At 65.2% G+C, this 12,855-nt stretch carries 8 protein-coding genes; 4 read left to right on the forward strand and 4 right to left on the reverse strand.

Going from position 1 to position 12,855, the window contains the following annotated elements; all coding sequences use genetic code 11:
* Window positions 1-320: 320 nt before the first annotated feature.
* Window positions 321-785 (reverse strand): universal stress protein, encoded by a 465-nt coding sequence (locus C477_RS00605; RefSeq protein ID WP_008892476.1) that lies wholly within the window; start codon window positions 783-785, stop codon window positions 321-323.
* Between the two features lie 184 nt (window positions 786-969).
* On the opposite strand from C477_RS00605, the gene dgoD reads away from it, so the two are divergent.
* The 4 genes from dgoD (at window position 970) to C477_RS00625 (ending at window position 6,776) form a co-directional block, all read left to right on the forward strand.
* Window positions 970-2,124: a galactonate dehydratase gene (gene dgoD / locus C477_RS00610; protein WP_008892477.1), complete on the forward strand. Its 1,155-nt coding sequence runs from the start codon at window positions 970-972 to the stop codon at window positions 2,122-2,124.
* Between the two features lie 550 nt (window positions 2,125-2,674).
* Complete coding sequence (locus tag C477_RS00615) at window positions 2,675-4,102, forward strand: family 4 glycosyl hydrolase (RefSeq protein ID WP_008892478.1); 1,428 nt, start codon at window positions 2,675-2,677, stop codon at window positions 4,100-4,102.
* A 309-nt stretch (window positions 4,103-4,411) separates the two neighbouring features.
* Window positions 4,412-5,656, forward strand: coding sequence for a right-handed parallel beta-helix repeat-containing protein (locus tag C477_RS00620; RefSeq protein WP_008892479.1), 1,245 nt, complete (start codon window positions 4,412-4,414; stop codon window positions 5,654-5,656).
* A gap of 91 nt (window positions 5,657-5,747) precedes the next feature.
* A complete protein-coding gene (locus C477_RS00625; protein WP_008892480.1) occupies window positions 5,748-6,776 on the forward strand; it encodes an SGNH/GDSL hydrolase family protein in 1,029 nt (342 codons plus the stop codon).
* A 36-nt stretch (window positions 6,777-6,812) separates the two neighbouring features.
* Here C477_RS00625 and C477_RS00630 read toward each other — a convergent pair whose 3' ends face one another.
* The 3 genes from C477_RS00630 to C477_RS00640 form a co-directional block, all read right to left on the reverse strand.
* A complete protein-coding gene (locus C477_RS00630) occupies window positions 6,813-9,554 on the reverse strand; it encodes a family 78 glycoside hydrolase catalytic domain (protein WP_008892481.1) in 2,742 nt (913 codons plus the stop codon).
* 92 nt (window positions 9,555-9,646) lie between these two features.
* Window positions 9,647-10,420, reverse strand: coding sequence for a GIDE domain-containing protein (locus tag C477_RS22690; protein ID WP_083870219.1), 774 nt, complete (start codon window positions 10,418-10,420; stop codon window positions 9,647-9,649).
* Window positions 10,421-10,934: 514 nt separating this feature from the next.
* Complete coding sequence (locus C477_RS00640; protein ID WP_008892483.1) at window positions 10,935-12,797, reverse strand: DUF2264 domain-containing protein; 1,863 nt, start codon at window positions 12,795-12,797, stop codon at window positions 10,935-10,937.
* Window positions 12,798-12,855 lie beyond the last annotated feature (58 nt).

Consider the following 12,855-nt stretch of genomic DNA (forward strand, 5'->3'; position numbering starts at 1 on the left):
GTCGCGCGACGGCCACACCTGGGTGCTGAACTTCCGGAGCGATCCGGTCGCAGTGACGGGCGACGAGGACGTATCGTGGCGACTCGGCGGTCCGGAAATCGATTCGTTCGATCTCGCGATCGCCGAGACCGACGCGGTCGACGAGTTCTCGGTGCAGATTCGAGAGTAGCGCGACGGCGTAGCGTGCACGGAGTTATTCCCGTTTTGTCGTCGCCGCCGCCGTGCTCGCGTGGTTCGGCGATGCGAGCCCGCAGTCGAGAACTCGAGACCGGGCGACGACTGCCGGGCCATCGATCGCCGCGGAGGAGCCGAACCCGCGATCAATCCATTTTCAGCGTGACCGTGCCGTCGAAATTGAGCAGAATCCGCTGGGCGACGTCGCCGAACACCGCTTTGCCGGTCGGAGAGCGCCGCCGGCCGACGACGAAAACGTGGTCGCAGCCGAGGCGCTCCGCGGTCTCGATGATCGCGTCGGCGCGGTCGGCCTCCTTGCTGACGAGTCCGTCGGCGGCGAACTCGATCGACTCGTCGAACGACTCGAAGACGTCCTCGGCGAACTGGCGGGCGAACTGCGTCGCGGTGGCGGCCGGATCGGGCTCGCTGTACGACGTTCCCTCCACCTGCTCGATCGTCTCGAGGTTGTCCGCCGTTTCGTCGACCTGATCCGGCGTGATCCACCCGAGAACGGTCAGTTTCGCGCCGGTATCGTGTGCGAGGCGGCCGGCTTCCGCGAGCAGTTTGCGGTGCGTCTCGGTGTCGTCGACGACGACGAGTGCGTTATCCATGCCATCGTATTGATCAGTCACCGAAATAAGTGTACGGTCTATCGCGCCGGTCGACCGCTGGGGGAACCAAATCGTACGAGAGGGTACTCGAGGATGCACGAACGATGCCCGAGAACGGCTTCTATGGGTCGAACGCGATCGAGTTCCCGCAACCACTAAATGAGCCGGAGGGAAAGGGGCTACTATGACAGAAATCGTCGACTACGAACTGTTCGAGGTCCCGCCGCGATGGCTGTTCCTGCGTCTCGAGACGGCCGACGGAACGGTCGGCTGGGGCGAACCGGTCGTGGAAGGGCGCTCGAAGACCGTTCGGACTGCGGTAGAGGAACTACTCGATAACTACCTGCTGGGGGAGGACCCGGACCGGATCGAGGACCACTGGCAGGCGATGTACCGCGGTGGCTTCTATCGCGGCGGCCCGGTGCTGATGAGCGCCATCGCCGGGATCGACCAGGCCCTCTGGGACATCAAGGGCAAGCGGCTGGGCGTCCCGGTCCACGAACTGCTGGGCGGTGCGACCCGGGATCGGATCCGAGTTTACCAGTGGATCGGCGGGGATCGCCCCTCCGACGTCGCCGAACAGGCTCGAGCGCAGGTCGAGGCGGGCTTTACGGCGCTCAAGATGAACGCGACGGAGGAGATCGAGCGCGTCGACGATCCCGCGACGATCGAGGCCGCTGTCACGCGGCTCCGCGAGGTTCGCGAGGCCGTCGGCGACGAGGTCGACATCGGCGTCGACTTCCACGGTCGCGTCTCGAAGCCGATGGCGAAGCGGCTCGTCGAAAAGCTCGAACCCCACGAACCGATGTTCGTCGAGGAGCCGGTCCTGCCCGAGCACAACGACGCGCTGCCGGAGATCGCGTCCCACACCACGATTCCGATCGCCACCGGCGAGCGGATGTTCTCCCGGTGGGACTTCAAGCAGGTCTTCGAGAACGGGGCCGTCGACGTGATTCAGCCGGATCTCAGCCACGCCGGCGGGATCACAGAGGTCAAGAAGATCGCGTCGATGGCCGAAGCCTACGACGTGGCGATGGCCCCCCACTGCCCGCTCGGACCGATCGCGCTCGCCTCCTGTCTCCAGGTGGACGCCTGCTCGCACAACGCGTTCATTCAGGAACAGAGCCTGAACATCCACTACAACGAGACCAGCGACGTGCTCGAGTACCTGGCCGATCCGTCCGTCTTCGACTACGACGACGGCTACGTCCAGATCCCGGACGAGCCGGGGCTCGGCATCGATATCGACGAGGACCACGTGCGCGCCCAGGCTGACGTCGGCCACGACTGGCACAACCCCGTCTGGCGGCACGACGACGGCAGCGTCGCCGAGTGGTAACGGACGGCCGGTAGTGCGACGGATATTCTTTCGGGACACTCGCGGCGTGAGTGCTATCGCTGCCTCAGCGGCGCCTCTCGAGGGTGGACGCGTGCCGCGCTCGATCGTGAATTCTCGCTTCGGACTCGATTCGAACGCCCGAGCGGTTCCACCTTCGCGTCCGCTCTCGCCGGAAATAGCTGTGAGAGCGATACAGATCGACGATAGGGACGCTCGAGAGTTCTGTGCGTCTCGTTTCGTTCAGGATCCTGATACAGGCGTCCGCCATGGCCGGACAGAATACCGCGTCGATCGACTGGCCTCGGTCCCTGTATTACGTCCATACAGTTGTAAATTTCTGTAGTTGCTCGATCCGAAATCGATCGGGGAACTGCATTCACCCGATAGAAGGGGGGAGGACCGAGTTTTGAGGGCGTCCGGTCTCACCGAACACACCGTGCGCATCACTGCCACAGTGAGAGCGAATCCGAAGCGGACGGTCCGATCACGCCGTCGGTATCGGACGACGAACGACGCAACTACTTTATATTTCGATCGCCCTACGGAACGTATGCACCGACTCGAGGAGAGAGTGCCGTCGCAGTCGCGTTCGTCGGTGAAGATCGGCTACGTCGGCGGCGGCAGTCACGGCTGGGCGCACACGCTCGTCAACGACCTGCTCCAGTGCGACGATCTCGCGGGGACGGTATCGCTCTACGACGTCGACTACGACGCGGCCGAACGGAACGCGAGACTGGCGAACAGCCTCGCGGACCGGCCGGACGCCAACGGCGCGTGGACGTTCGAGGCGCGTCGGGACGTCGACGACGCGCTCGCGGACGCCGACTACGTGATCTGCTCGATTCAGGATCCGGTCGAGGAGACGTTCGTTCACGACATCGACGTCCCCCAGGAGTACGGGATCTACCAGACCGTCGCGGATACGGTCGGCCCCGGCGGCGTCCTGCGCTCGCTGCGAGCGATCCCGCAGTACCGCGAGATTGCAGCGACGGTCCGCGAGCAGTGTCCCGACGCCTGGGTCGTCAACTACACGAACCCAATGACGGTCTGTACGCGGGCGCTCTACGAGGAGTTCCCCGATATCAACGCGATCGGGCTCTGCCACGAGGTGTTCGAGACCCAGCGGCTGCTGGCCGACGTCGCCGAGCGGTACGTCGACGCGGCCGAGGACGTCGCGGCCGACGAAATCGAGGTGAACGTGAAGGGGGTCAACCACTTCACGTGGGTCGACGAGGCGTACTGGAACGGACGCGACGTCTTCCAGTATCTGGATCGCGAACTCGAGGAGCGAAAACCGATTCCGGGGTTCGAGCCCGGCGACTTAGACGGCGAGTCCTACTGGACGAACCACCACCAGACCGCCTTCGATCTGTACGATCGGTTCGGGCTGCTCGGCGCGGCGGGCGACCGCCACCTCGCCGAGTTCGTCCCCTGGTATCTCGACATCGACGAACCCAGGGAGATCCAGCGGTGGGGAATCCGGCTGACGCCTAGTTCCGCCCGGACCGGCGACGACGAGGGGCCGGCGAAGATGGAACGGTATCTGTCCGGCGACGAGGCGTTCGAATTCACCGAGTCCGGCGAGGAAGTCGTCGATATCGTGCGCGCGCTCGAGGGACTCGAGCCGATCAAGACACACGTCAACCACCCGAACCGGGGCCAGACGCCCGACCTGCCGACGGGCGCCGTCGTCGAGACCAACGCCGTCATCACCGGCGGCGGTGTCGCGCCGATCACCGCCGGCGACCTCCCCCGCGAAGTGCGGTCGATGGTGCTGACGGCAGTGAACAACCAGGAGACGCTCATCGAGGCCGGCTTCGCCGGCGATCTGGACCTCGCCTTCCGGGCGTTTCTCAACGACCCGCTGGTCACCGTCCAGCGCGATGAGGCCCGCGACCTGTTCGCCGATCTCGTCGACCTCGAGCGTGACTACCTTCGAGACTACGACCTCGAGGGCGCCGCCGTCCTCGAGGACTGAAGGCGAGAGGGGAGCGACAGCCCAGGAACCACAGCAGGCGGGTCCGCGCGGCGAAAACGACGGCATCGACACACCGTGACGTTCGACCGCAGAACGGGACCGCCGACTACCGTTCGATTCGCGGTCTCGATTTTCTCGGAGACGATGAGCACTGGCCAGTACTCGCTCGACTCACCGGAGGAAACCGGATTCTCGCTCGAGCCGGGTTTGAGTTCCGATCACGGCTATGCAGATTTTACTGTAGATACAATAATTATATTCTAGAAATAAACCTTAACAATACTGTCCACGATAGCTACGGATGCGACCATGTCACAAGACGACACACGAGAGCGGAACAGCGAAGAGACCGAGTGCGCCGACTCGAACACGACGATTCCGAGCGTAACCCGCCGCCGGACGTTATCGCTCGCAGCCACGGGGCTGGCAGCGGGTGCGATCGGGACCGCGCAGGCGGACAATCACGACGCTGAGGTCTGGCAGACCGACGGCACCTGGTACGCCGCGAACGACGGGACGGTGTACGAGGGGCCGGATCACCTCGACGCGATCCAGGCGGCCGTCGATAGCCTCACCGCCGGTCGGACCTCGAAGGAGACGGTCCTGATCAAAAACTCCGGGACGGTCGGTCCCCACTCGTGGGACGGTGACGTCAAGGCCGTCGATCTGCCCAGCTACACCGTCATCGATCACAACGGGACGATCTCCGTCGAAGACACCGGAGAGGATTTGATCGTGCCGTTTCGCGCACAGAGCGTCGAATCGATCGAGATCCGGAACGTCACCATCGAGGGCAACCCACGTTACGGCATCTGGGTTCAGAGCTGTTCGGACGTGCAGCTGGGGACGATCAACATGTCGCTGTGGGACACCGAGACCGTCGGGATCGGGATCCGGATCGACGACAGCGACGGCGGTCGGAGTCAGAACGTCTCGCTCGACTACGCCTTCGTCGAGGGATCCCAACACCACGGGGTGGAGACGTACGGCGTCGACGACCTCACGATCGGCACCGTGGAGACCGTCGACACGGGCGGCTGCGGGCTGTTGTTGAACGACACGGCCTACGCGACGGTCGACCACGTCGACGCCACCCGTGCGGATCAGGGCGGCGGCTACGCCGGGTTCCGGTGTGCGAACGGCGCCGGCCCGGAGATCGTCGTCAATCGGGTCGACGCGGTCGACTGCGGTCGCGGGATCTTCACCGTCTCCGGGAGCGAGGGCATCGAGATCTACAACGTCTATCTCGACGGCAACGGCGGGAACCTCGTCCAGGACACCCGGTATCTACTCATCGACAGCGGTACCGTCACGAACACCGGCAGCAGCGGTATCCGCATCGACTCGCGGAGCAGCGACACCCATCCGCACACGTCCGACATCACGATCCGAAACCTCGACATCACGGGCAACGCCGAGTACGGCGTCTACGAGACCGGGCCCGACACGGAATCGAACGCGATTGTCGATAACTACTTCTGTACCAACGCCAGTGGACCGGTCGAGACGTACGCGAACAGTACGAAGGTCAGCGGAAACTCCTACTGCGGCTAGGACGAATCGGGCTCCACGAGCGCAGGTCCCAATCGTGCCGGAAGCCGAGTCGCCAAATATTTGATATGGCGATCGGGAGAACGTGTCCGCTATGCACCACGACGGCGTCCAGTTTCACAACGTCGACGACGTGCGCTCGCTCGAAGACCGGGACGGGAAACTGCTGCAACGAGTTCCCGAAGCGGTCAGAACCGAACTCAACGACGGTGCGCAGTCGCGGATGCGCCACCCAGCAGGCGTCGAACTCCGTTTCGTTCCCGACGGCGCCGCGACAGTGACGCTCTCGACGGTGCCCGGCGGAAACGTCGAGGAGAGTACCGTTCGCGTCTTCTGGGGACCGATTCAGGGTTCGACAGCGGTTGTTGTTGACTCTGAGCCGACCGAGATAGAGGTCTCGCTGCCGGAGAAACTCGCCGACCTCGAGCCGTCGGCCGTCGAGGATCTCGCCTTCGATCCCCGCGTCTGTCGAATCCGACTACCGGGCGAGCACCGCGGCGGGCCGATAGCGTATCACGGTCTCGAGGGCGAGGTCCGTCCGCCCCACGAAGACGAACTGCCGGATAGACGCTACCTCGCTTACGGCACCTCGATCACCGAAGGCGCAATGCCGCTGGGCGAGCACCTGACCTACGTCAGCCAGACGGCCCGCCGACTCGACGCCGACCTCGTCAACCTCGGCTCCTGTGGTACCGCCTACTGCGACGCCGTGATGGCCGACCACATCGCCGAGCGCCACGACTGGGATATCGCGACGCTCTCGATCTCGGTGAACATGGTGGGAACCTTCTCTCCCGAGGAATTCCGCGATCGCGCCGAGCGGCTGATCGACCGCGTGGCGAGCGCCCACCCCGAGAAGCCGGTCGTCGCCATCACTATCTTTCGCAACGCTCAGGACGTCTGCCGGAGCGCCGATCCCGAGGGGCTGTGCGATCGGTTCCGCGAAGAACTTCGCGAAATCGTCGCCGAGACGCCCCACGAGAACGTGTCGCTCCTCGAGGGACCGGATCTGCTACCGACAATCGGCGGGCTCACCACCGATCTGGTTCATCCCGGCGACAACGCGATGATCTCGATAGGCGAGGCCCTCGCCGCCGAGCTCGAGCCGCTGCTCGAGGACTGATGAGAAAACGGGCACCGAGTCGCCGGGTTCGTCGCGTTACTCGAACCCGAACTCGTACGTCCCCGATTCGACGTCGATCTCGAGGCGCTCGCCGTCCCGAACGGCCGAGACGCCGTCGGGAAGCGTCGCCGCTTCGTCGCCGTCCCAAACCGGCTCGCCGTCGACGGTCGCGACGGCGTCTTCAGTACTCGTCGGGAGGACGACCGTCGCCGACGCGTTCCACGGAATCGTGGCCTCGAGATGGAACGACTCGCTGCCGTCGTCCGTCTCGGGGTCCGTGTGCTCGCCGCGCGTCCACGAGACCGCGACGGGTCCTCGCTCGGTCGGCACCCGACCGGACGCCGACTCGAGTCCCGCCTCGGGCGGACGGATCTCGAGGCGTTCGCCCGCGAGGCCGTCGGAGCGAACGCCCAGGAGCGTCCGGAGGATGTACACCAGCACGGTCGCGCCCATAGCGTGGGACTCGCTGCGGTTGTGCCGCTGGTCGTCCGGCAGCGAGGAGTCGCGGCAGTGCCAGGTTTCCCAGGTGAACGTGCCGCCCTGCGCGATGATGTTCGCCCAGCCGTCGTCGTCGGGGTTCGTCAGCAGGTCGACGACCGCGTCGGGACGACCCGCGGTCTCGAGGGCCTCGAGCAGCCACGGCACCATCATCGGCCCCATCGACATTCCCTGGTCGGCCACGCGCTCGGCGACGGCGTCGACGCGCGCGTCGGGAACGAGACCGAACGCCAGCGGCAGCGCGTTAGCGTGCTGAGAGGCGGAGTCGCTCGCGTCGGTCGCGTCGCAGCCGTCGACGTAGCGGTCGCCCTGACGGAGACGGTCGTCGATCGCCGCCTCGAGCGCGCGCTGACGGTCGCGGTAGTGTGACCGCTCGTGGTCCGGCCGGTCGAGTTCGGCCGCGATGTCGGCCGCCCGGCCGAGCGCGCTCGTACAGAGGACGTTGACCGTGGTCCTGACGGGCCAGTCTCGGTCGTAGCCGTAGCGCATCTCCGGCGGCCAGTCGACGATCCCCTCCTCGTAGGGACCGCCCCCGCCGCCCAAGAGGTTCGCGACGAGCCCGGTCTCGCCGTCCACGTGGCGCTCGACGTACGCCGCGATCGCCGTGATTACGGGATAGGCGCGCTCGAGCGTCGCCCGGTCGCCGGTCGTGCGGTAGTACCGCCAGACCCATTCGGGGAACGAGACCGTGAAGTCGGGGATGTCGCGCTTGCCGTCGCCGTTCGGATAGACGGCGTTCAGCCGGCCCTCGCCCGCCCAGTACCGGTAGTGCGAGCGGCAGAACTCCGCGATCGCCTGTCGGCTCAGCGCGCGCTCCGCGAAGGCTCGCGTCGTCGTCCGCGAGACGTTGAAGCCGTCCATCAGAAACTGGCCCTTCTCGCGGGTCGGCGTGTCGACGAACTGCCCCTGACAGCCGTACAGCGCCGAGTGGCGCGCAAGGTCGAAGACCGCGTCGACCGTCTCGTCGTCGGACTCGAACGTCGCCGCCCGCTCGTCGGGGACGGCGTTGCGCGTCGCCAGCAGCCCCACCTGTTCGGGCTCGAGCTCCTCGCCCGGATCGTCGATCTGCAGGTAGCGGATGCCGAGGTAGTTGAACGGGCGAAACGTCCCCTCGCCCTCGCGCTGGACGTACTCGTAGCGCATGTCCGTCCACTGCGTTCCTTCGGTCTCGGCGACCGAGCCGTCGTCCGCGAGCCGGTAGCCCGCTCTGAGCGCGACCCGGTGTCCGTCGGTTCCATCGGCAAAGCGCACCTCGGGAAGTCCGGCGTAGACCCGGCCGAAGTCGACCACGTACGAACCGTCCTCGAGTCGGTCCATCGAGACAGGCTCGATCGGCGACCGGACGACCTCGCTGCGCTGGGCGACGAGCCGTTCCCACGGCTCGGTCGGGTGGGTGCCGACGACGGTTGCGTAGTCCCACGCTCCCGCGTCGAATCCCGGTTCGTTCCAGCCGCGCGGGACTCGCCGAGCGTCGATTATCTCGATCGGCTCCGCGATCTCGTCGTTTCGCAGCGGGGCGTCCTCGCGCCACTCGGCCTCGCGGACGCGCCACGACCCGTCGGTGACGACGGTGCGCTCGGTCCCGTCGGCGAACGTCACCTCGAGCTGACAGATGAATCCGGGTTCGGCCGCGGGTCGCCCCTGCCCGGCGCCGTTCCAGTTGCACAACGCGCCGATCGCGTTCGCCCCCGTCTCGAGGTCGTCCGTGAGGCCGACGGTCTTGTAGTACTGGAAGTCCGGATAGGACGCCGACGGGCCGCAGTCGACCGTGCGCCCGTTGACCGACAGCTCGTATCGGTGGCTCGCGGAGACGTACGCACGGGCGCGTTCGATCTCCCCCTCGAGGGAGACCTCGCGGCGCAGATAGGTGAATTGACCGCGCTCGAACGCGCCGTCGTCCGGGCGAGAGATCCAAGATGCCTCCCAGTCGGCGGGCTCGAGCAGCCCCGTTTCCCACCGGGCCGGATCGCTCCACGCGCTCGGTTCGTCGGACTCGTCCCACACGCGAACCGCCCAGTGGTACTCGCGGCCGGACTCGAGAGGGTCGCCGTCGTAGGTCACCGCCGGCCGGTCCGACGACCGCTTGCCGGTGTCCCAGCAGTCCGCCTCGCCGGGCGAGAGTCGGTCGGGCGTCGACGCGACAAGCACTCTGAACGCGGTCTGTCGGGCCCCGCGGCGGTCGGCGTCGACCCGCCAGCGCAGGTCGGGTCTCGCGGCGTCGAGCCCGATCGGAGTCGACGCGTACTCGGTTCGAAGGGCTACTGGCTGGTTCCCTGACATCGTCGTGTTCGTGTGCTACCCCTTTCGGCGGCCGTAAAAACGTACCGACACGAGGGGGCTGGCGCTCGAGCTTGCCATCTCACATTCTTACTTTACAGCCAGGGCCAGCTTATGCACAGTATGCCGATGACTACGAATAATCCCCCGGCAGCTAACCGTTTACTCCCGGTCCGTTTCAGTCGTTGTACTACCTCGTCCTTGGATTGATCTGAGAGGACAAAATCTCCGGCTTCCGTTGGTTCATCAATCAGATACTTCTGTTCACCCCAGCTACCCTGTATCTCACGAGCTGTTCCGAGCACATAGACGTTCTCCCCGGGTTCAATTACTTCTTCCGTGTAGCGCCGATGTTCCCCGACACCCACTGGACCGTAGCGGCGTCTTGGGGCTTCATCAACATTCGGTTCGGTCTCGACATATCGCTGAATCCGCTCTGGAGGCTCGTGTCCACTATGAACCTCCGTTTGCATCTGCTCAACGATCAATTCTCCATCAAGGGGGAATTCAACTCGGATCTCACCGGTCCGATCGTCGACGACCAGTGGCTCTCTGATCGTTTCTTCGTGAATGATTTTCCAGTTTGTCCCCTCACTGGCGGTATTCTTCTCGACCGTAACGCGAGCTACTAGTGCATCGTCCATTTCTATCGGGGATTTTCTCACCGTTGCATCCTCCGCAGGACGAGCAATCCCTTCAACCCCAATCGCCCCTGGCTGGAGACTACTAATAGAGGACGTAGTGGTGTCCGTAACCCGATCGCTCTGTGCAGATTGCTTGTGACCAAGATTTATGACGTGACAGCCAACGCCGACAAAGAACAAGCCAAAGGAGATCGGTATTAGTGTGCTGAGTATCTCTGGGGCCATTAGATGCGGGTTGTTTTCACGGATAGATGAAAATTTCGTTAGTGTTTTCGAGTGGGACAAGATGCGGAGAGAAGAACGATATCGCTGCGAGATTGTGACCAGGCGAACGATCTCGCGGTCGACGTTTGGGTGACCGATCCCGACCCCGGCGCCGACTTACGCCACCGGAACGTACCCGACGGCAGCAACCGGCTCCGGTCGTTCCAGAATCGCGATGATGGAGAGGGCCCGTTTCGGCCGAAACCGTCCGGACCCATTCGCGTCGGTCTGCGACCGACTACAAGACAGGTGGACGTTGTAACGACCAAAATCTTGACACACGTCCGTCGAGTATACGGAGCTGCGCACTGAAACGTGCGCGGTACACGGAATAGCCTCTGGCAAGTCTATTCTCGGCTATCTCTCCCAGTGGGGCTGCTCCCACCAACCCCACTGGTGGGGAGATCCGACGGACGAAACGCAGAAGACGAACGAGCCCTACAGCCGCGAGCGACCGGTACGCACTCGAGCCCGACTACTCCGTCCCGTCGGTCTCCGAAATCTCGCCCGCCGTACACTCGAGGAGTCGGTCGCCGTCGGCCGTCTCGAGCGCGACGCGGTCGTCACTGTCGGCCGTCACAAGTTCCGGCGTCCGATCGAAATCGGTCGGCCCCTCGGGCGTCGCTCGGACGGCAGTGGCCAGCCAGTGTTCACCGGCGTCGTACCGCTCTTGAAGCGTCGGAACGACCGTGCGCGGGTGCATGAGATTCGTGTTTGGTTCCTCCGGGACGATCTCCGGCTGTCGATCGCCGCGCAGGTCGGTGACGAGACTCGTTCCGTTGGGATACGCGGCGCGGGCGGTCGCTCCCTCGGTCCCGTGGGAGAACTGCGTCGGGTCGTCGTCGCCCGTCCGATCGAGCGCGAATCCGCCCTCCTCGCTGTGAAGCGGTCGCGACGTCTCGAGGCGGTGGACCCGAACGTGCCAGGGAAGCGCCGGCGCCAGCCAGGTTTCGACGCTGACGTCGTCCCACGGGGTCCACAGCGATTTGAGAGTCGTCCCGTCGACTTCGGTCGCGGCGACCGACTCGGGGGCGGGGGACTTGTACAGGTCGCCGTCCGGGCTGAGCGCGAGCGTGCTGTCGTGTCCCGCCTCCCCGAGACCCGCGTTCTGCCCGGCCATGGAGAACCCGAAGGTCGCGGAGTAGGCGAACTTCCCGTACTTCTCCGGCCCGTAGATGCTGTCCTGGGCGAGCGAGAGCGCGAACAGGTGGTCGTCGTCCCGGCAGATGACCTTCCGAGGTTCGGACTGGACGACCGTCTCGGGGCGGTCGGGAAGCGGTTCCTCGTCGGCCTGCCAGAACGGGTGCGTCGGCTCGAGCGCGAGCGGCAGGAACGCCTTCGTCGCCCAGTACGGCGAGTTCGGCGAGTTGTACACCTCCGACGTCTTCAGCGTCGGATACCGGTAGCCGACCGACAGCAGGCCGCCGTCCGTGAAGATCGGCTGGTTCAGCCACCAGCGGATGTTCCGCGCCCAGAGCCCTCTGAGCACGCCCCACGGGAGCGGGTTCAGATCGGCGAACGCGAGCGCGCCCCAGAACCCGGCCTGCGCGAAGCGGTAGGTGAGGCTCCGTCCGAAGGGGAGCGCGCGCCCCTCGTCGTCGAACCAGTGGACGTGCTCGGTCGCGAATTCCCGCGCTCGGTCGCGAAACCGGCGGGCTCGCTCCGGATCCTCGTCGCCACAGACGGCGGCGTAGACGAGCCCGTAGAAGTGCATCGCCCACGGCAGGTAGTAATCGATCGGACTTCCATCCCCCGGCTGGCCGTCAGTGTACCAGCCCTCGCCCTGGTAGAACGACTCGAGTCGGTCGAGCGATTCCTGGGTACGCTCCCAGTCGTGGGCCGCGCCGACCGATCGGAGCCCCATGTTGACCATGACTCGGAAGAACAGCCAGTTGCAGTCGTGGAGCTCGGCGTCGTTGATCTGGTTCAGCCAGCGGACAAGTCGGTCGCGCTCCGGTTCGGAGAGCGGATCCCAGATTCGTTCGGGAGTCAGCGCGAGTCCGAGCCCGATCGCAGCCATCTCGACGTGTTTCTGGGAATAGTCGTCCGCCTCGCCCCAATACTCGTCGTGGCTCGGGTCCGTGCCGTTGACGAGGCCGCGTCGAACGAGGTCCCACTGATCGGACGTCCCGTGGACGCTCAGCGGGACGAGCCCCCACAGCGGTCGCGCGAACCCCTCGAGTTCGGCGGCGACGGCGGGAAAGTGTGCGCCGGTCGCCGTCGGTCTCACTCGCGCGCCGCCGGGGCTGGCGTGCTCGTACAGCGGCTCGACGAGGTCCTCGACGGCTCGTTCGAAATCGACTCGCGTCCGAAGCGGATTCTCCGAGACCGGATTCATGGCCGAGATATACTGACACGGGTCTAAAACGATTGCCATATGGGATCCGTTCGGCTTC

The sequence above is a fragment of the Haloterrigena salina JCM 13891 genome, assembly GCF_000337495.1.
Lineage (GTDB): Archaea > Halobacteriota > Halobacteria > Halobacteriales > Natrialbaceae > Haloterrigena > Haloterrigena salina.